The organism is Sulfurovum sp. XGS-02 (genome assembly GCF_023213175.1).
GTDB lineage: Bacteria > Campylobacterota > Campylobacteria > Campylobacterales > Sulfurovaceae > Sulfurovum.
In genome coordinates, this window is sequence record NZ_CP093312.1 from 1,510,734 (window position 1) to 1,531,651 (window position 20,918).

The following is a 20,918-nucleotide window of genomic DNA, read 5'->3' on the forward strand; positions in this document are numbered from 1 at the left end:
CCTTGTTGTGTAAAAAATTGTATTGATTGTATCTAACATCGGCTTAAATAAAAAGGCTAAAAAGCGCTTAAAATGGACGCTAGGTGTCTTAAAATGGATTTAACATAGTTTTAACACTATATTCTATATAATGCAGACTAAATTCATATATGAGGAAAAATAGTGCCAATTGAACAACTGAAAGATATCGTAGATTATGGGATCATAGGATTTCTCTTTTTCTTAAGTTTTATTACTTTTGCCTTTGCAATCGAGAGAGTACTTTTCTACCGTGGTCTCAAAGTGACAGACTACAAAAATAAAACTGCATTGGAACTTGACATTTCAAAACGTTTGGCAACCATTGCCTCTATCGGTTCGAATGCACCCTATATAGGACTGCTCGGTACGGTACTTGCGATCATCCTTACATTCTACATCATCGGTGACCAACAAGATACGATCAATCCCGGTGAGATCATGAAGCACCTGGCACTGGCACTTAAAGCGACCGCAGCCGGTCTGGTGGTGGCGATCCCTGCAACGGTTATCTATAATGCCCTGCTAACAAGAGTCGATACGATCTTGGCCCGATGGGAAATCGCACAGGATACAAACGCCTAATGAGGAGAGAACGCTTTGACAAAATGAATGTCGTACCATTCATAGATATCGTACTCGTTCTACTGGTCATCGTACTTGCAACGGCTACGTTTGTAGAACATCAAGCGATCAAAGTGGATCTGCCGACTGCAAGTTCTAAAAAAAGTGAAGAGAAGAAAAACATCCAAATCGCTGTCGATAAAGATGGAGTCTACTCCTATGAGAAAGAAGTACTGAGTCTTGAGCTCATTAAAGAGAAACTGATGAAGCTAGACCCTAAAAAAGACCTTATTTCACTGCGTATGGATAAAAGCAGTGAATTTCAGTACTTTGTAGACATCATCGATATTCTCAAGACCAAGGGGTTTGAGAATATTTCGATCATTACGAAACAGTAATCAATTGTAGTTATTTTATCAAACTTCCGATCATCTAAACTGTGGCCTTGTTCTTCTCTTTACTTTTCTAGAAAAGTAAAACAAAAGTCGACACTATTCTCAAATCGCTTCGCTTACATGGGTGTTCATAGTGTCAGAAACGTACTGCGTACGATTTATGAAAAAGTTATTAATCGCACGAATGTGCGCCTTTGTCATGGCGAACGCCCTTGAAAGCAACGCGATTCGAGAGCCATGACGCTTTTTTGCTTCGTTTTTTCTAAAAAAATGAAGAGGGGTAACACTGCCGCAGTTTGAATGTTTAGGAAGTTCAGTAAAACGTTAAAAGTCTAAAGTTTCGGATGACGAACTGATACTATTCCGTCATCATCCCATACGGCCGCTTCAACTTCTCCGTTAACTGATGCATACTGACCGAGCGTCCTTCTCTGGCAAACTCTCTTCCATCCATAAAGACGATCATCGTAGGCACGGAAAAGACTTGAAAATGTGCAGAGATCTTCGGGTTTTCATGTGCATCCAAATAGATCTGTTTGAGCTGGGGAAAATGCTCATCAAAGACCTCTTTAAATTTGGGTCTGAGCGCATGACAGACACTACAGTGCTCTCCGGAAAAGTAGAGTAAAACCCCTACTTCGGTTCTTATAATCTCTTGTAGTTCTTCCAATGTCATTTTTGTTCCTTTATTTCTACTAATTTCGATACCGCTTCTCCATGTTCATACAAAACTACTTTTCCATTCCTGAATGAAACATAATTAAGAGACTCAAGTATCACTTTTGATGGTACTGAATACTGAGCATATTCACCATTTAAATTCTCTTCTAAAATCATATCAAATAATCTAGCACTCTCTTGTATGTATTGTTTATATCTAATTCCATAACTAAAAACGATTGTCCTTACAATCATATTGATAAAAAGTGCAATAAAATCAAATCCTAATGTAGATGTCTGTACAAATAATTTACCTCTGTTGATATCGTCTTTAACACTAAAAGGATTATCTAACATTCCCATAGAACTCATCCATCCCAGATCATCATTTCGATATAAATGGTTATGTATATTATGCACTTCATGAAGTTCTACGTCATAATATGTAAAGGATAAATGATATATCGTTAATATAAAAAATACAAAATATATTATTGTTAACATAACACTACTGGCAAAGATATAAGGTAGTATAGCTATCACCAAAGACAAAACAAAATATCTAATTGCCTTGTTAAAATGTTCTTTATTGACTAAATGTAATTTTTGATCTTTAAAATACATGATCAAAAAATAAAAAATCAGCAAAATATTATAGGGTAATAAAAACAATTTTGTATTACTTGCCATCATGATGAATCCATGATTAAAAAATGGTAAATCTGCATGAAATAGAAGTCCAAAAAACCACCAAAATGCCATAGGGACAATCACAATCAACAAAACCAAAAAGGAAACCCCACTAACAAATATCATGGTTTTTTGTTTCTCAATATCGATTTGGATCTCATTATAAATAACAGAACCATCATAATTGTTTTGTTTTTGCATGTATGTACCTTTAATATTGAAAAAAGGATACAGTATGTTGAGTTAAAATAGCTTAATATCTATTGTAAAAATTTTAAGAACTACAACTCAGCTTCTGGTTTTTAAATGCATCTGGGGTAGCCCCTGCCCATCTTTCATGGGCCTGACGTTCAGCATAGGGATCTTTAGCGATCTCAAATAACCTGTCTACGACACTAAAATCACCATCTTCAGCTGCTGTGATGGCTTCTTGCAGCATATAGTTTTTGAGTACGTATTTTGGATTGGTCTGTAACATAGCACTGTGTCGCTCCTCTGTGGTGGAGGTATTTGCTTTCAATCTCTCATCATAACTGTCCAGCCACTCATGCATCGGCTTATGGAAAAGCCCCAAGCTCAACAGTGTGCTTCTCTCTCCCTCATAGTGACTGAGGGTTCTAAAGAAGAGTGTATAGTCTATCTGCAGTCCCTGCATCATCCCCAATAAGTGTTTGATAAGTTCCAGATCTTCATCTTTCAATACATCCAAACCCAGCTTTTGACCCATCAGCTGAAGGTATCGGTCGGTGTAGAGTTCCGTATACTGTGCCAATGCTTTTTCCAACTTATGGATATGTGCCATCGGTGAGAGCGTATGCATCAGTGCCTGCAGGTTCCACTCCCCTATATTGGGCTGGTTTCCAAAGCTGTAACGTCCGCCCTGGTCTGTATGGTTGCAGATGTACTTAGAATCATAGTCATCCAGAAAGGCGTAGGGACCATAGTCTATGGTTAGACCTGCAATGGACATGTTGTCTGTGTTCATCACACCGTGGTTGAAGCCTACTGCTTGCCACTCTGCCATCAGTCTGGCTGTTCTGGCTACCACCTCTGTGAAAAACTGCAGGTATTTGTTGGGTGCATCTACCAGGTGCGGGTAGCTCTCTGCGATAGCATAGTCAGCCAATGCTTCCAACTCTTCATACCTTTTTTTGTGCGAAAAGTATTCAAAGGTACCAAAACGTATCCATGAGGGAGAGACACGAAGTACGATGGCACCGGTCTCCCATACTTCTCTGTAGACCTTGTGCTCTGAACCTATGAGTGCCAGTGCCCTTGTACTCTCTATACCAAGTCCATGCATCGCTTCGCTCATCAGATACTCTCGAATGGAAGAGCGAAGTACCGCACGGCCGTCTCCTGAACGGGAATAACGTGTCTGACCCGCCCCTTTAAGCTGGAGATGCCACTGTTTGATCGTCCCAATGTTAATGGCCCGTCCGTCTCCCAGACGAGGTACAAAATGGCCGAACTGATGCCCTGCATAACACATCGCGAAAGGATCAGACCCTTCAAGTTGCCAAGCACCATTGACAAATTCGACAAAAGCATCACTGTAGAGCTCTTCGCTGTCTATATCCAACAGTTTTGCCACTTCTTCATTGGCATGTATCAGAAATACATTCTCCAGCGGTGTGGGTTTGACTCTGGTATAGCACTCGTCTGGTAATGCCAAATAGGGATTGGTCAGTTTTATTTCACTCAGTTTCATAGTTAAATTCTACACAGCACGGCTTTGATGCTACTTAAGCCAAATAGGAGTATAATCACACAATTAAATTTGTAAGGAATCACTAATGGGTAGAGCGTTTGAATACCGTAAAGCAGCGAAAATGAAAAGATGGGGAACCATGTCTAGACTTTTCCCTAAATTAGGAAAGATCATCACGATGGCAGCCAAAGAAGGCGGTCAAGACCCTGACATGAACCCTAAACTTCGTACAGCGATTCTCAATGCCAAAGCGCAAAACATGCCTAAAGACAACATCGATGCAGCGATCAAAAGAGCTTCAGCCAAAGATGCTGCAGATATCAAAGAGTTGACGTATGATGTCAAAGCCGTACATGGTGTGCAGATGATCGTAGAGTGTGCGACAGACAACAATACAAGAACGGTTGCCAATGTCAAGGCCATACTTGCCAGAAACGGTGGAGAGATGCTTACATCAGGTTCATTGAACTTCATGTTTACACGTAAATGTGTTTTTGTATTTAACAAAACCGATGATATGGACCTTGAAGAGCTGGAATTGGAACTCATTGACTTTGGTTTAGAAGAGATAGAAGAAGATATAGAGCCTCAAGAGGTAGGTGATGATATCAATATCGTGAGAGTCTATGGTGATTTTACTGCATTTGGCGAACTGAGTAAAGCACTCGAAGATATGAATATAGAGGTCAAAAAAGCGACACTTGAATATATTGCCAATACACCCATAGAGCTCAGTGACGAACAGATGGAAGAAGTCGATGTACTTATCGATAAACTAGAAGAAGATGAAGACGTTCAATCGGTCTTTACGAACATCGCCTAAAAGACAACATAACTCATAGTACTTACAATAGATAATAAGGGGAGAAGCATATCCGTGATAGTGGATATGCTTAGGAGAAGTAGTCTTTCTTAATAAAATGTCATCAAAAGATGTGGTGAATCCTCATCGATATTCCACCCTGCCGTATCAGACTGTGCCATATGATGTGCAGAAGCACTTGATGCTAAACCGATAGCCAGTAGTAATAGTGTGATTAATTTTTTCATAATTGAAATCCTTTCTTTTTTAAAGATGAGGAAGTATAGAATAGAAGTATGAAGAGAGTGTGAAGAGAGATTACATATTTACAATGTCATGATCACAGCATGGTAGGCTGTGATCACTGAAAGAAGAAAAGTTTACTGTTCGTGCTGCTCCACGAACGCCTCATATCCGCCCTCAAAATCGATCATCGTTCCATCTTCATTGAGTTTGATGATGCGGTTTGCAAATGCATCGATGAGTTCCCTATCGTGAGAGACACAGATCACACCGCCCTGGTAGTTATGTAATGCTTCACCTAAAGCAACGATCGCCTCAAGGTCGAGGTGGTTGTTTGGCTCATCCATCACCAGGAAGTTCGAAGCATCCATCATCATTTTAGACATCATGACACGGTGTTTTTCTCCACCCGAACATGCATCTATTTTCTTTTTCTGCTCTTCACCGCTAAAAAGCATACGACCCAGTGTTTTTCTAATATCATCAATGTGCCATTTAGGATCAAACCCTTGTATCCATTGTGGCAACTCTTCATCACCCACGACAAGGTCTGTCGTATTTTGCGGGAAATAACTGGTGGTAATGGTCTGTCCCCATTTAAACGTACCTGCATCAGCTTCACTCTCTCCCATAAGAATTTTAAGGAGTGTGGTTTTCCCTACACCGTTGGTACCAATCAGGGCAATTTTATCCCCTTTGTTGATCTTGAACGTAAGATTTTCAAAAACTTTTTCATCATCATAGCTTTTAGAAAGACCCTCTACTTCCAGTACCTCGTTACCGATCTCCCTGTGTGCCTTGAACATAATCGAAGGATCACGTCTTGAAGAGAGTTTGATCTCGCTGACATCCAGTTTGTCCAGTTGCTTTTGACGGCTTGTCGCCTGTTTCGCTTTAGAGGCATTTGCAGAGAATCTTGCGATGAACTTTTCAAGCTCTTCTTTCTCTTTAAGGGCTTTACCTCTATCTGCTTCTGCCTGTTTGGCGATAAGGTTGGCTGCAATATACCACTCATCGTAATTTCCTGTGAACTCACGGATATTTTGGAAGTCAAGGTCAAGGATATGTGTCACAACACCGTTAAGGAAATGTCTGTCGTGAGAGATCACAAGCAGGGTTCCTTCATGACGTTTCAGTTCATTCTCCAACCAAGTGATCGTATCCATATCCAGGTTGTTCGTAGGCTCATCCAGAAGTAATACATCAGGCTTCAAGAAAAGTACCTGTGCAAGCAGGATCTTGAACTTGTCCCCGCCTGTAAGTGAAGACATAAGCTCATCATGTTGAGATGCAGGAAAACCTAAAGCTTCAAGCAGTTTTTCTATCTTGACATCTGATTCATAGGTAGGGTCTTCGTCTGCACAGATCATTTCAAGTTCAGCCAAACGGTTGTTGACCTCATCACTCTCAAAGTCACCTTCCATATAGAGCTTTTCTTTCTCTTTTTGTGCATCAAAAAGTTTTTTGTTCCCATAGAGTACAGCATCTTTGAGTGTATAGTTTTCAAATGCATACTGGTTTTGACCCAAAACACCCAGTTTGAGTCCAGGCTGAAGCTGCACTTCACCATCACTAGGTTCTATCTCACCCGAAAGAATTTTGAGGAAGGTTGACTTCCCTGCTCCGTTCGCTCCGATCAGGCCATAACGTTTTCCTGCATCCAGAGTGATATTGATCTTATCAAAAAGCACTCTTTTTCCATAGCGCTGTGTTAAATTTACTGTACTAAGCATCTCTCATCCTTGTATATAATTATTGGAATTTTAACATAATGGTCTGAAAGTGTCAGAAAGTATAAGTGAAAGGGGCTTCATGGAAGAAAACCCTTTCGAAATAGAGATCAACCGAGCAGGTCGATAATATTTTCAATAGGACGGCCAATGGCAGCTTTGCCATCCTTGATGACAATAGGTCGCTCTATGAGCTTGGGATTTTCCACCATGGCTTCTATAAGCTTCTCCTCATCTGTCTCATCTTTTAGATTCAACTCTTTATAGATTGCTTCTTTGGTTCTCATCAGTTCCCTGGCAGAGATACCCAGCATGTTAAGCACTTCTTTAAGTTCCTCTTTGCTTGGAGGTGTATCGAGGTACTTCACTACCTCTGCTTCGATGCCTTTTTCTTCTAAAAGTGCAGCTGCGTTTCTTGATTTTGAACATCTTGGGTTATGCCATATGGTTACATTTGCCATAGTATTTTCCTTTGTTATGTAATTTGACCATTTTTTTATCTACACCGGCGATCAGTTTCTTATCCTTACCGATATAGTCTATATTATCAAGCAAGTATCTTATCGCATTGATACGTGCTCTTTTTTTATCGTTGGCATCCACTTCACACCAAGGTGCATGTTTGGTGCCAGTTATTCTGAACATCTTATCACGCAGGATTTCGTAAGTATGATATGCGTTCATGGATTTATAATCGAGTTCAGAGAGTTTCCATCCTTTGAGTGGATTGTTTTCTCTATCTTTAATACGAGCTTTCTGTGTTTCGTGTGAAATATTCAGATAGAATTTGAAAAAGAGTATACCGTCATCTCTCAGCATCTCTTCTACACCGTTCACCTGTCTGTAAAAATGGTCATGCTGTTCTTGTGTACAGAAACCAAACACCTGTTCAATCCCTGCTCTGTTGTACCAGCTTCTGTCAAAAAATACAATCTCACCGGCATTGGGTATCTGTTTTAAGTGACGCTGAAAATACCACTGTCCCAACTCTTTTGAGTTTGGTTTTGGCAGTGCGACCGAACGAGCTTCTCTAGGGTTGAGATAGTTGTTGAACTCTTTTATGGTAGAACTTTTCCCTGCCGTATCCATACCTTCAAAGATCACTAAAAGCCTCTTATTGTTATCGATCACCCATTTTTGCAGTTTGACCAGTTCATGCTGTAGTTTCAAAGACTCTTTTTCGTAAAATTCCCGTTCTATCTTCCCGGACTTCTTGAAAACTTTGGAAGGTTTCTCCTGATACTCAGGAAGTTTTTTTGTGTACCGTATCTTCTGATTAGTCATCTTTATCTCCACCCAACCCTTTAGGGATATGCTTGTTTGTCTGTGCACCCAGTTCTTTGAGCTGTTCCACCTGTCTTACAAGGTTTCCTTTACCATCACTCAATTTGTTTCGTGCCGCAGAGAAACTGTTCTGAATTCCGTCGATCTGCTTGGATATCTTCATCAGATCTTCAGAAAAGCCTACAAACTTGTCATACATGGCACCTGCCCTTCTTGCTATCTCTTGTGCATTCTGATTTTGCCGTTCGTATTTCCACACATTTTCAACGGCTCTCATCGCTACCAGCAGTGTGGTCGGTCCGACAAGCAGTATCTTGTTTTTAAAGGCATTGTCATAGATGCTGCTGTCGTGTTCCAGTGCCACAGCCAATGCACCCTCTATAGGCATGAACATAAAGATGAAATCCAGGGTATTAACCTCTTTGAGACGTTCATAGTTCTTATTGGCAAGTCCTTCGACATGCGCCCTGATGGAATTCAAATGCGTGGCAAGATGGAGTGCTCTTGCATCATCATCTGCTGCATTGACAAAACGTTCATAAGCCACAAGCGATGTTTTTGCATCAATGATCACATCTCTATTGTCAGGCAGATGTACCACCACATCCGGCCGTAAGATCTCATTTTCGTCCGTACGCAGACTCACTTCACGTTCAAATTCAAACCCTTTACGGAGTCCTGATGCTTCCAGTACATTTTCAAGTACCATTTCACCCCAAACCCCCTGCTGTTTACTGTCACCTTTGAGTGCATTGGTCAAATTGATCGCATCTTTACTAATCTTTTTATTGAGCTCTTTGAGCGAATTGATCTCATTTTTCAACACTGCCCTGTCCTGGCTCTCCGTATTGTAGGTGTCCGCTACCTGTTTTTTAAACTCTGAGATCTGCGTTTGAAGCGGTTTGATCATGTTGTCCAGGTTCTCTTTTGAGAACTCAGCGAACTTCTGGGAATTTCCGTCAAAAACCTTTTTAGCCAGCGCTTCCAACTCATCTTTGATCTCTTTTTTATGGTTGAGCATCATCTCTTTTTGAGAGGACGCATGCCTCTCTTCACTCTCAAGCTTCATCAGTAGACGTGCATTGTTTGTACGGTACTTACTGTTCTCTTCAAGGATGGCATCCTGACGGCCCTTGAGCGTGTTATGCTCCTCTAAGAGTGTTGCATAGATCCCTTGGGCACTTTCAAGCTGTGTTTTTGTCTGACTGAGTGCTTTTTCCAGTTCGTTGTATTTTCCCTGTAGCGCAGTCAGTGTTTCATTGGTCGATCTCAGTGCATCTTTCGTTTCTGCAAACTGTTGCAGCTCCTGTTCATTACTGGCATTTTTGATCTTATAGGCTTGAAGCTCATGCTCCAGTGCAGAGATATATTCTGCTTTCTCCTGGTTATCCACCTTGGTATTCCAAAATCTGTCTTTATAGATCTTGACTTTCATGGCAGAAAGCACGACGACAAGCACAATGACCAAGAGTACAACCAATGCCAAACCTGCCATCAGCATCAAGGTAGAATCATTCTCTATTTTCATCAATAACGCTTGCATACTTATCCTTGTATCATGTCATACTCTATGGGGTAATTACATTTCATACTTTGTGCAGGCAGATTTCCTTTTCCGTATTTCATCTGTTTGAAGAGTATCTGTACTTTGTTATCCAGGTCATCAAAATAGGCGATACTGTGCAGTTTTTTCTGGGCATCGACCTGTATGGTGTATTTTTTATTTTCATACGCTGCTACATAGATATTTTTACTGTGTGGTTTTGCTTGTTTTACGATCTTGGCAATATTGATACCGTTTGATATACGGTAGGCAGAAACCTGCTCGAGGTCATGATCTACCACAAGCAGCTCCAAGCCGTCGGTACATACCTCTTTTTGTGTAGGTTCTTTATAGCTCCATTTGAAAAGTGTCTCATTGGAGAAACGTACGTTCCCGCTGTAGGTGATCACTTTGTTTTTTGTATTGGTTATTTTCTGTATAAAATCTGCTTGGAAATTTTCTGGTAGTTCTATACTTGCAGATAGCAGAGAAGATGCCAATAACAGTAACGATAATAGTCTCATTCTTTTTCCTTTTAAATGAACCTAAGGTTCAAGTTGAAATATACCAAATTAGCACTTGCAGAGTGTTAATATCTGTCATATTGTCATAAAAATGTGAAACAAGCGTGTGGAGCACTCACCATTTCTTAACGGAATATTAATCGCTATTTGGATAAAATAATCACAATTTATGCAAAGGCAAAACCTACAATGATAAAAAGCGTACTTAAACTCTTTGGCACACAAAATGACAAGATCGTAAAAAACTATCTTAAAAAAGTAAAACAGATCAATCAACTTGAACCGCAATATGAAGCACTCGATGATGATGCACTCAAAGCTGCATTTGAAACACTTAAAAGTGACGTACAGAGTGGCACAAAAGCACTCAATGAAGTACTTTATGACTCTTTTGCTATCACCAGAGAAGCGGCGAAACGGGCTTTAGGTATGAGACATTATGATGTACAGATGGTCGGGGGGCTGGTACTCAATGACGGCAACATCGCAGAGATGAAAACAGGTGAAGGTAAAACCCTTGTAGCGACACTGGCAGTCGTGCTTAATGCCATGACAGGGAAAGGTGTCCATGTCGTTACAGTCAATGACTACCTTGCAAAAAGAGACTCCGAAGAGATGGGTAAACTCTATGAATTCCTGGGCTATAGTGTAGGATGTATCACGGCGGACATCCATGATGATATGGGTAGAAAATCCCAGTACGATGCCGATATCACCTATGGAACGAACAACGAATACGGTTTTGACTACCTTCGTGACAACATGAAAGTAAGGGTTGAAGAGAAAGTACAGCGTGAACACCATTTTGCCATAGTGGATGAAGTAGACTCCATCCTCATTGATGAGGCAAGAACACCGCTGATCATCTCAGGACCTACACAACGTGACCATAACCATTATGCCAAAGCGGATGCTATTGCGAAGCAGATGAAACGCGGAGAGAAGATAGAGACAAAACCGGGTGAACCGGAGCAGACCACGGGTGATTTCATCGTGGATGAGAAGAACAGAACCATCGTCATGACAGAGGACGGGTTACAAAAAGCACAAGATCTCTTTGAAGTAGAAAACCTTTACAGCCTTGAAAATGCCGTACTTTCCCATCACCTTGACCAGGCACTCAAAGCACACAATATCTTTGAAAAAGATGTCGACTATGTTGTACAGAACAATGAGATCATTATCGTGGATGAATTTACAGGAAGACTCTCTGAAGGTCGTAGATATTCAGAAGGATTGCACCAGGCACTCGAAGCCAAGGAAGGTGTAGAGGTTCAGGAGGAGTCACAAACACTTGCTGAGATCACCTACCAAAACTACTTCAGGCTTTATGATAAGCTTGCCGGTATGACCGGTACGGCACAAACGGAAGCTACGGAGTTCTCACAGATCTATAATCTGGATGTTATCTCTATCCCAACCAATCTGCCTATCGCCAGAATAGATAAAAATGACCTGATCTACAACACGGAGCGTGAGAAGTTGGATGCTGTCGTAAGACGGATCAAAGAGCTCAATGAAAAGGGACAGCCCGTACTCATAGGTACCGCTTCCATCGAAAAATCTGAAATGATCCATGCACGTTTGAAAAAAGAGAAGATCGCGCATAATATCCTCAATGCAAAAAACCATGCACAAGAAGCAGAGATCATTGTCAATGCCGGACAGAAAGGTGCAGTGACCGTTGCTACCAATATGGCTGGACGTGGGGTGGATATCAAGATCGATGACGAGGTAAGAAGTCTAGGCGGACTGATGATTCTGGGTACCGAACGTCATGAGAGTAGACGTATAGACAATCAGCTCAGAGGTCGTTCCGGACGTCAGGGTGACCCGGGAGAGAGTCAGTTCTTCCTAAGTCTAGATGACAACTTGCTCCGTATCTTTGGCGGAGAGAAGATCAGAAATATCATGAACAGACTCGGGGTGGAAGATGGTGAATACATCGACTCTAAGATCGTGACACGTTCGGTAGAGAAGGCACAGAAAAAAGTAGAGAACCAGCACTACGAGTCAAGAAAGCACATCTTGGAATATGATGATGTGGCCAACCACCAAAGAAAAGCGATCTATGCCTTTAGAAACCAACTCCTTGATCCGGAGTTCGACATTGCGGCAAAGATCAAAGAGAACCGTACAGAGTATATAGAGTATCTTTTAGCAGAAGCGGAGATCTTTGCAGGTATGCCGACAGAAGATTTTGATGTAGAGAGACTTGCTGCATTGATCAAAGAAGAGCTGCGTATTGAAGTGCAAAGTGAGCAGTTCAAAGAGAAAGAAGTAGAAGAGCTCACTGCTATGATCACAGAGATGATGGAGAACCTCTACGAACGTAAAATGTCTCAGATCGATCCGGAGCAGAGACAAGAGATCGAACGTATCCTATACCTTCAGGTACTTGATCCACAGTGGAGAGACCACCTCTATGAAATGGATGTACTCAAAACAGGTATCGGACTAAGAGGGTATAATCAAAAAGATCCATTGACGGAGTACAAACAGGACAGTTATAAACTCTTTACAGATCTTGTGTCACGTATCAAGATAGAAGCGGTAAAGGTACTTCAGCTTGTACAGTTTGATTTTGAATCTCCTGAGGAAGAGGAAGCTGCAGTTGAGCACATTAGAGAAGAGTTGGAAAGTGATGTTGCAAATACGACACTCAACCAATCTTTTGAAGAAGGTGTCATTACTGAAGATTCATCAAAACTCAGTCCTATCACAGGCACTAAAAAACCTAAAAGAAATGATCCGTGTCCATGCGGTTCGGGTAAAAAATATAAGAACTGTTGTGGACAGAGCGGACCTAAAAAAGGTCTTTTGGCCTAATGTCCACACCTGCCAAGATCTCCTCGCCTAATAAAAAGTTTATTAGGCATATCATCAAGCACTATCTCAAATATGATAAAGAGAACCCTTTTATCTTTATCTCTGCAATGTTGGCTTTCTTGGGAATCGCTGCAGGTGTGATGGTACTGATGATCGCTATGGGGATCATGAACGGGACACAAAAAGAGTTCACCAAAAAACTTTTTGTGATGAATTATCCTCTGACCGTACTTCCATTGGAAGAGAATACTGTCAACGATGCACTCATCACATCATTGGGAGAAAAATTTCCCCATCTTCAGTTCAGTCCTTATTACACCACGCAGGTTATTACAAAAAATGACGGTGCAGTACAGGGCTCATTGGTCTATGGGGTAGATTTTGATAAAGAGAGCAAAATCAATGCTATCTTCAAAGAGGCTACAGGCCATGAAACTAGCAAGTTCAGGGTGGTCATAGGGGAAGGACTCTCTTTTGAAATGAATGCCCCTAAAGGTGAAAAAGTCACACTTTACTTTTCAGAGCAGCAGGCTATCGGTTTCGGGACGATGCCGCTTCAAAAACGTTTTATTGTAGATGGTATTTTCAAATCCGGTCTTAAAGCCTATGACAAAGCGATCATGTATACCTCTTTGGAGGCTTTTGAAAAACTCTTGGACCGTACACATGGAAGCTATGACGGTCTGCATATCTATACGGAAAATCCTCTTGACGAAATAGACGCTATACGAAGAGTATTACCTGAAATGGTCGTCATAGAAGGTTGGTGGCAGCAGAATGGGAATTTCTTTGCAGCCATGGAAATGGAGAAGAAAGCACTCTTTCTAGTCTTGCTGCTTATTATCCTTGTCGCCTCGCTAAATATCATCTCCTCTTTGCTTATGACAGTGATGAGCCGAAGAAGAGAGATCGCCCTTATGCGCACACTGGGTGCCACAAAGATAGAGATAAAAGTGATTTTCTTTAGATTAGGACTTATTATTGGAAGTGCAGGTATCGTGGCAGGTACACTGCTTGGCGGACTTGGCATCTGGATACTCACCACTTTTGACATCATCTCTATGCCTGCGGATGTTTACGGTACTTCAAAACTGCCTGTGGATCTTACATTTAATGATTTTGGATTGATCATTGTAGGTACCAGTATCATTATACTTCTTTCCGCCCTCTACCCAGCAAAAAAAGCATCTCAGACGGACCCGTTGACTGTACTTAGAAATGAGTAATAGAAGATAAGATCTGATCAAAGATCTTTTCATTATACACCATGCTTATTCATTGATAATATGTTCCGGTGACTCCAATGCTCTTTTAAGTATTTTGAGTGGTAAAGAGAGTATATCTCCTCCTGCAGAGGTCTTGACCTGCGGATCATCCAATCTACCTATAATTTGGAGTCCAAAGGTCATACTCTTGTCTTCGCCCATGATGATATAACCTACCAGAGGTAAACTCCCTACCAGTTTACCCAACTCTCTTGCTGATTGGATAGCAAGATTCAGATCGATGGTTTTTTTCTCAAGGTCAATCTCTCCTGTGCCTGCGATCGTTGCCGATACCCCTTTGATATAAATAGAATCAAAAATGATCTTATTTTGTTCGATCATTCTATACTCGGCTATTCCCTTCTCTATCGTAAACCCTTTATCGGAATACCCGGGGCTCTGCAAGGAAGCTAAGGCAGGTATGGTATTGATAAAGGCCAGAGTGTTATTGTAGGCCTTGAAATCTTTCATCACTCCGCCCTCTATAATGATCTCACCCTTCATGGTCTTTTCAGGATCACCCGAGAATTTTAATGTATAGCGTCCATTCTGTAACCCCTGAAAATCAATAAGAGGATGGAGTGCTTTATCCTGTATACGCAGTGCCTGTATTGAAAAAATATCTTTCTCTTTAGAAAATTTAATAATGTCCCCGGATGAACTTCCTATGGCCTTAATATCTCCATTGGGTTTGATTTCCACATCATAACTGTCGGTCACTAAGCTGTGCTTACCATACCTTAATTGACTGTTCTCTCCCAAAATGATCAAACTCTTAGCCGCCTTGACTTTATCTTTCTTTTTCCTCTTTTCACCAGCAGCTTTTTTTGCTTCTAGAGTTAAAAACTTTTCAAGATCAAAATTGAGATTGGTCAGTTTAATACGTGCATTGGCTTTGTTGTAATGAAAACGTTTATCAAAGGCATAGAAATCCAATCCTTCGGATGTAACTGTACCCTCAAAAGGAACCCTTGTTTTACATTGATCATTTTTTTCATAGAGAAAACAGGATTCTCTTTTCAAGTTGCCTTTAAAGGTATAGGTAGTGAAGTCTTTTGTTTGAATAGTCACTTTCCCGCCATTTTCAATAGGACCCGGATCCGGTAGATAGGGTTTGATCTTATTGAGGTCATTGAGTTGTATGGAGGTTTCATTGGTATCATTTGTAAGTTTTAAAGAGAATTTAGGTATCTTGATCTGGATGTTTTTTGCATAGTTGAGTGTAAACGGCAATGTTTCTTTGTTTAGACTAAAAAACGTCTCTTGTTCATCTCCCAAGGTAACACGCTTGGCATCAAAGATGAAATCTGATTTTTTCTTTTGCAGATCCAATGTACCATCGAGTTTCCCTTCATAGAATATCCCTTTTAAATAGATATTATTAAAAGAGATCAAGCCTTTTTTATACTGTACATTTCCTTTTTGAATAGGCAGTTTGACTTTACCCAGCAACACATCACTTTTGTTAAAATCAACATTGACAAAATAATCTTGATAACTGTTCTTCAAAGCCAAATCTGCCATGAACAACACATTGGCTTTCCCACTTTGTTGATCCACTGGCAACACAATATCATAGGCTTTGAGCAAATGCTGCATAGTAGCATCAAAGCGGTGGTCAGATCTTATTTTCAGTTTTAAATTCGTGTCGGCATTGAGTAGATTGAGTATGCTCACTTTGCTGCCCTGTAAACTGATACCTTCATAGGTCGGATCCTTCAGATCAAAATAGAGCCCTCCTTCGTGATAGGCTAATACAAAACTTGGTGCCAAAACCGGTGGCAGTGCTTCTTTAAAATGTATCTGTGTATCTGAAAAGAGAACTTCCCCCTTCAGTGCATCAAAATCCATTTTAAAGGTGCCATCTTCCAAGGTTCCTTTACCCGTTAACGAGAGGAGTTTATAGTGATCGGCTTTGACCTTATCTACGACCCAACTTCGCACACTTTCTTCAAGATCAAACATATCAATGATACGTTTCAAGTCACTGAAACTGTCACTCTCCAGTCCAAAATCGATCTTTTTTCCATCTTTGCTCGCGTTGAACCTTCCCAATACATCATAAAGCCTGAAAAAACCTTCTGTTGCTAATATCTTTTCATGTAGGTCATAGGTCAATTTTCCGCTCATCGTTACATTATGTTTTTTCAAAAAAAGTAGAGGGATGGTCGCTTTTAACATCTTTCCTTCACGTCTTGCTGTCCCAGTGATCTCATAGTCTTTGCTCGATAGCTTTAAAAAATCATTACTAAACTCAATACTCAAGACATTATTGTTGAACACTATATGTTTCAGTTCAATCGATTGAAAAAAGGTAAGTAGATATTTTATACGTTCGAATGTGTCATGTACACTATTAAAAGAAGGGTTGGCTTTACTTTGGGGGAGAATAACATGATCCGCTTTCACTATAAGCTTTTTATCGAGTTTAATGTATAATCCCTCTACATAGTAGTCAGCGGCTTTTACCGTATCCAATTTGATACCTGCCATAAGCCATATAAAAAAAGCGAGAAAAAGGACAACCAGGAAGATGAGTGTATTACGTAAAAGCACATGGATAGCATGGGCAGAAAATATTACACTGGTTTTGATCATCTCTTTTGCCTTTTATACAACACTACCCATTCAAACAACGCGGACACTTTTAGTACCGCAGGGATCTATTACTCACATTATATCACAGCTGACACAAAAAGGGTATGCATTAAGCCCTATTGATAAATATATTTTAGTCTTTCTTGGAAAACCTCAAAGTGGGTGGGTAGATATAGGTGCGACCCGTTTGAACCGTATCGATTTTTTATACAGACTTACGACCGCAAAAGCGAAGATGGAAGAGATCACACTGATCCCGGGTGAGACCACAGAACTCTTCTTCACTACTGTAGCTACTGACCTGAAACTTGATAAAACAAAACTGGATACCTATTATAAAGAGTTTTCAAATTACCCTGAAGCAGGCATCTATGCAGATACCTATTATGTGCCTTACGGTATCAGTGAAAAACATTTTGTCCACTTTCTTATTTCTGCCTCTGAGAAAAGATATCAAGAGATCTCTGAAAAGATCTATGGAAACTATAATAAAAAACAGTGGTTAAATATACTCATTATTGCCTCTATCATCCAAAAAGAAGCGGCCAATACAGAAGAGATGCCCATCGTTTCATCGGTGATCTACAACCGTCTTAAGCGAGGTATGCGTCTGCAAATGGACGGGACACTGAATTACGGTAAATATTCTCATGTCAAGGTCACGCCGGAACGCATTAAAAATGACACCAGTAGATTTAACACCTATAAATATAAGGGACTGCCTCATATGCCTATAGGTGCAGTCTCTCTTGATGCGATCATCGCAGCGATCAAACCGGCGAAAACAAACTATCTTTACTTCATGAAAAATGCTAAAGGGGTACATGACTTTACCCACAGCTATAAAACGCATCGTAAAAATATTCAAAAAGCGCGTTGATCTAGAACCACAAAAGTTGTACGATATTCAATACGATCATCCCTATAAAACCTATACGGCATGCAAGCATTGGATTTCTCTCTAAAATAGATTTACTTTTATCAAAGTAGGGTTTTACTTTCAAAGGGTTGCTTACTTCATATTGCATTTCCGAGTAGTTTCTGTAACGTTGATCCGTATCGGTATCCAGTGCTCTTAAAATCACACTCTCAAACCATGCAGGAATTTTAGGATTGAGTTTGCACGGTGCTTTGATACTCTTATCAAACGTAGGGTTTTGAAAAGGTTCTATCTCACCAAAGGGAAACTTTTGTGTCAAAACCTCATAGAGTGTCACACCTATGGCATAGATCTCTGTCTGCTCATTGATCGGCGCTTGCCTGAAACGTTCCGGGGCCAGGTAGGAAGGTGTACCTGCCCGTGTCACATTGGAGTAGGCTTCAGTGATACTCCCGAAGTCAACCATTTTAAATACCGGCTTTCCTTTACGTTCAGTCACTATGATATTTTCAGGCTTGATGTCCCCATGGACCAGATCGTATTTCATGAGGAAGTTTGACATCTTGAGTAAAAAGCATGCCAATGCGACACTCAAATCTACAGAGAGCGGTTTTTTTGCACAATACGCTTTGAGTGTCTGACCTTCTATAAAACTCATAATGTAGTAACGGTGTGTACGATTTTTGGGGATCACTGCTTTAGGGAAAAAACCTGCTTTAAGTCTCTTTGCCATCCAAGCTTCTTTTACAAACAGGTCAAGTATCATCTCATCGTCCATCGCTTCATTCGGTATGAACTTCATCACATAATTGAATCCCCGTTTTTCACAAAGCCAGGTACGTTCATTTTGGACCAAAGGTTTGATCAATCTGTAGCCATCGATCACTTCCCCCGCTTTATAATGCTCACGTGTCATGAGATCACTCTGTTTCAACCTGAACCGGGGATCCACCTCTTTGATCTCAAGGACAATGGCTGTGGTATCATCAGGAAGATCATCATGATGCAGTTTACTTGCTTTTTTTACTAAAAAAGAGGCACCCATTTTCATATCGGATCTTAGTTCATCTTCTGAAAGCTCATGGTAGAGCCCATCGCTGCAAAGTAGTATCAAGTCTCCGGCTGCAAGGTTGTTTTCAAAATAGTAGGGTGAAACACTCTCCTCAAGTCCCATCGCTGCCATGAGTACATTTTCCATACCCTCTTCATCCATAATATGATCTTCAGAGAGTTGGGTCAGTTGCGCATCACCATCAATATTTCTGTGTAGATAGATGCGACTGTCCCCTACATTTGCACCATAGAGTCTGTCACCTTCTATCACAACCAATGCAAGTGTAGTGACAAGTTCTTCACGCTCATATTCTGCCATCGAATCAAGATAGAGAACTCTGTTGATATTTTCTATAAAGTGTTTGATGGACTTTTCCATCGTCCAGCTTTTGGGTCTGTTCTTCAGTGCATTGATCAAAAAGTTGGTCGTGTGTTTGGCTGCCTGTGCCCCTTGTAATGCAGACCCTACCCCATCACAGACAACAGCGACAGTAATGTTCTCCATCACTTTTACTTCAAAAAAATCATCTCCTCTGAGCTGTGTACCCTTAGCAAGTGTGAATCCCGATGTTTCGATGCTTTGTTTTGACATAGGCTGCCTTTATGCTTATTCTAAAGTATATGATAAAAATTATGACATAATTTAAAATAATAGTGAAAAGAGTATCTCAGTTTATATGGATATAGCATGAACGTAATGTTCATGCTTATATTACACCAATGGAGATTTAGATCATGCCGCCTGCTTTCAAACCCCAAGTGGTTCTCCATCTTGTCTTCACAAGTGAGATACCTGCGATCGCAATAAGAACCACTGCCGAAAATATCATAAATCCTGCGGTATACCCGTCAAAAGCACCTTTCGACCACCCTAGGGTCTTGATCAGTGCCGTACCGCCAAGACCACCGGCTGCACCGATGATACCTGTCATAATACCGATATCTTTACCAAACCTTTGCGGGACCAGCTGAAAGACTGCACCATTGGCCATACCCAAATTCGCCATAATAAGGAAAAGCACCACGATGGCTAACCCGAACGGTAATGAGATCGTAGCATTCACTACAGCCAGTGTTGCAACCGTACCAAAGAAGATATAGAGAGATTTTACACCACCCATTTTATCTGCAACAGCACCGCCTACAGGTCGAAGTACTGCACCGGCAAAAATACACAGTGCGCCAAAATAACCTGCAACGACTTTCACATTGCCTTCATCCAGGATATCAAGTCCAAATGCACTCATATCTACTTGATAGGTGTTCATCAAATAGACTTTCATATACCCTGCAAAACCTACAAACCCGCCAAAACTTACTGCATAGAAAAGGTTAAACCACCACGTATCTTTATCTTTAAGAAGTTTTCCATAATCAGAGAGCTTTTTAGGTCTGGCTTTATAGACAGATTCCGGTGCATCTTTAGCCAAAAATGCATATGCTATCCATACTACAATAGCCATGATGGCACCCACTAGAAATACAGATTCCCAACCCCATTTTTCTGCGATCTTAGGTGCAAATAAAAAGTCAATGACCACACCGATGTTACCTGCTCCGGCAAGACCAAGTACAACGCCTTGTAACTTAGGTGGATACCACTGACCTGCCTGAGGAAGCGCCACAGCAAACGATGCCCCTGCAAAACCAAGTCCAAGCGCTACAATAAGCAAGGCATTGTAAGTAATGGTCTCACCCATAAAATATGCCATAAGCAGTGCTGCGATCACTACAGACTGTGCCATGAGTGCTGTCAGTTTTGCTCCGAGTTTATCTACACCAAAACCAAGTAAAATTCTTAACAATGCACCAGACAAAATAGGGAGTGAAAGTAACGTAGCTTTTTCACCTGCTGTTATCATATAACCTGTAGCTGCCAGTGCCTCACTTATTTCTGTCGAAAGTGGGCCTAGCATGGTCCAAACCATAAAACTCATATCAAAATATAAAAAAGCCATGAACAATGTCGGTGTATGTCCCTGTCCTTTCAATGCCTTAAATCCTGCCATTTTTTTCTCCTTAAGATAAATGTTCCGTGAAGTATACAATGATAAAAAGACAATATTAATGGGTACATGATTAATTTTTAATCAATTATTTCTACCTACTTTTAGCTCTGAATTGATGTC

Annotated in this window: 18 protein-coding genes; 6 read left to right on the forward strand and 12 right to left on the reverse strand. The window is 40.7% G+C overall.

The window, feature by feature from the left end:
* Nucleotides 1-177 precede the first annotated feature (177 nt).
* Both exbB and MN086_RS07445 read left to right on the forward strand, forming a co-directional pair.
* Nucleotides 178-603: a TonB-system energizer ExbB gene (gene exbB / locus MN086_RS07440; protein ID WP_248577092.1), complete on the forward strand. Its 426-nt coding sequence runs from the start codon at nt 178-180 to the stop codon at nt 601-603.
* Nucleotides 603-980 (forward strand): biopolymer transporter ExbD, encoded by a 378-nt coding sequence (locus tag MN086_RS07445; RefSeq protein WP_248575387.1) that lies wholly within the window; start codon nt 603-605, stop codon nt 978-980. The genes exbB and MN086_RS07445 overlap by 1 nt, the downstream gene beginning before the upstream one ends.
* A 355-nt stretch (nt 981-1,335) precedes the next feature.
* On the opposite strand, the gene MN086_RS07450 is transcribed toward MN086_RS07445, so the two are convergent.
* From MN086_RS07450 to MN086_RS07460, 3 genes are all read right to left on the reverse strand, one after another.
* Nucleotides 1,336-1,653, reverse strand: coding sequence for a co-chaperone YbbN (locus MN086_RS07450; protein ID WP_248575388.1), 318 nt, complete (start codon nt 1,651-1,653; stop codon nt 1,336-1,338).
* A complete protein-coding gene (locus MN086_RS07455) occupies nt 1,650-2,528 on the reverse strand; it encodes a hypothetical protein (RefSeq protein WP_248575389.1) in 879 nt (292 codons plus the stop codon). The genes MN086_RS07450 and MN086_RS07455 overlap by 4 nt, the downstream gene beginning before the upstream one ends.
* A gap of 73 nt (nt 2,529-2,601) precedes the next feature.
* A complete protein-coding gene (locus MN086_RS07460) occupies nt 2,602-4,038 on the reverse strand; it encodes a YdiU family protein (protein ID WP_248575390.1) in 1,437 nt (478 codons plus the stop codon).
* An 85-nt stretch (nt 4,039-4,123) separates the two neighbouring features.
* On the opposite strand from MN086_RS07460, the gene MN086_RS07465 reads away from it, so the two are divergent.
* Nucleotides 4,124-4,861 carry a YebC/PmpR family DNA-binding transcriptional regulator gene (locus MN086_RS07465; protein ID WP_248575391.1) on the forward strand — a complete coding sequence of 246 codons (738 nt, stop codon included), beginning with the start codon at nt 4,124-4,126 and terminating at the stop codon, nt 4,859-4,861.
* 89 nt (nt 4,862-4,950) lie between these two features.
* On the opposite strand, the gene MN086_RS07470 is transcribed toward MN086_RS07465, so the two are convergent.
* The 6 genes from MN086_RS07470 to lolA form a co-directional block, all read right to left on the reverse strand.
* Nucleotides 4,951-5,088, reverse strand: coding sequence for a hypothetical protein (locus MN086_RS07470; protein ID WP_248575392.1), 138 nt, complete (start codon nt 5,086-5,088; stop codon nt 4,951-4,953).
* Between the two features lie 132 nt (nt 5,089-5,220).
* Nucleotides 5,221-6,816 (reverse strand): ABC-F family ATP-binding cassette domain-containing protein, encoded by a 1,596-nt coding sequence (locus tag MN086_RS07475; RefSeq protein WP_248575393.1) that lies wholly within the window; start codon nt 6,814-6,816, stop codon nt 5,221-5,223.
* Between the two features lie 107 nt (nt 6,817-6,923).
* The gene (arsC, locus tag MN086_RS07480; RefSeq protein ID WP_248575394.1) at nt 6,924-7,274 is read right to left on the reverse strand and encodes an arsenate reductase (glutaredoxin); all 351 of its coding nucleotides are present in this window, start codon (nt 7,272-7,274) and stop codon (nt 6,924-6,926) included.
* Nucleotides 7,249-8,097 (reverse strand): polyphosphate kinase 2, encoded by an 849-nt coding sequence (gene ppk2 / locus MN086_RS07485; protein ID WP_248575395.1) that lies wholly within the window; start codon nt 8,095-8,097, stop codon nt 7,249-7,251. Before ppk2 ends, arsC begins: the two co-directional genes overlap by 26 nt.
* Nucleotides 8,090-9,640 carry a DNA recombination protein RmuC gene (rmuC, locus tag MN086_RS07490; RefSeq protein ID WP_248575396.1) on the reverse strand — a complete coding sequence of 517 codons (1,551 nt, stop codon included), beginning with the start codon at nt 9,638-9,640 and terminating at the stop codon, nt 8,090-8,092. The genes ppk2 and rmuC overlap by 8 nt, the downstream gene beginning before the upstream one ends.
* A 2-nt stretch (nt 9,641-9,642) precedes the next feature.
* Nucleotides 9,643-10,164 carry a LolA-like outer membrane lipoprotein chaperone gene (gene lolA, locus MN086_RS07495; RefSeq protein WP_248575397.1) on the reverse strand — a complete coding sequence of 174 codons (522 nt, stop codon included), beginning with the start codon at nt 10,162-10,164 and terminating at the stop codon, nt 9,643-9,645.
* 189 nt (nt 10,165-10,353) lie between these two features.
* On the opposite strand from lolA, the gene secA reads away from it, so the two are divergent.
* Complete coding sequence (gene secA, locus MN086_RS07500; RefSeq protein ID WP_248575398.1) at nt 10,354-12,993, forward strand: preprotein translocase subunit SecA; 2,640 nt, start codon at nt 10,354-10,356, stop codon at nt 12,991-12,993.
* Entirely contained in the window at nt 12,993-14,219 is a 1,227-nt protein-coding gene (locus tag MN086_RS07505; RefSeq protein WP_248575399.1) for an ABC transporter permease, read from the forward strand. Before secA ends, MN086_RS07505 begins: the two co-directional genes overlap by 1 nt.
* 45 nt (nt 14,220-14,264) lie before the next feature.
* Here MN086_RS07505 and MN086_RS07510 read toward each other — a convergent pair whose 3' ends face one another.
* Complete coding sequence (locus MN086_RS07510) at nt 14,265-16,856, reverse strand: AsmA-like C-terminal domain-containing protein (protein WP_248575400.1); 2,592 nt, start codon at nt 16,854-16,856, stop codon at nt 14,265-14,267.
* Here MN086_RS07510 and mltG point away from each other — a divergent pair.
* A complete protein-coding gene (mltG, locus tag MN086_RS07515; protein WP_248575401.1) occupies nt 16,792-17,736 on the forward strand; it encodes an endolytic transglycosylase MltG in 945 nt (314 codons plus the stop codon). The two genes, MN086_RS07510 and mltG, sit on opposite strands and share 65 nt — an antisense overlap.
* A gap of 1 nt (nt 17,737) precedes the next feature.
* Here the strand turns inward: mltG and MN086_RS07520 are convergent, their stop codons facing one another.
* Nucleotides 17,738-19,381, reverse strand: coding sequence for a protein phosphatase 2C domain-containing protein (locus MN086_RS07520; RefSeq protein WP_248575402.1), 1,644 nt, complete (start codon nt 19,379-19,381; stop codon nt 17,738-17,740).
* A 136-nt stretch (nt 19,382-19,517) separates the two neighbouring features.
* Nucleotides 19,518-20,798, reverse strand: coding sequence for a nitrate/nitrite transporter (locus tag MN086_RS07525; RefSeq protein WP_248575403.1), 1,281 nt, complete (start codon nt 20,796-20,798; stop codon nt 19,518-19,520).
* Nucleotides 20,799-20,918: the final 120 nt, after the last annotated feature.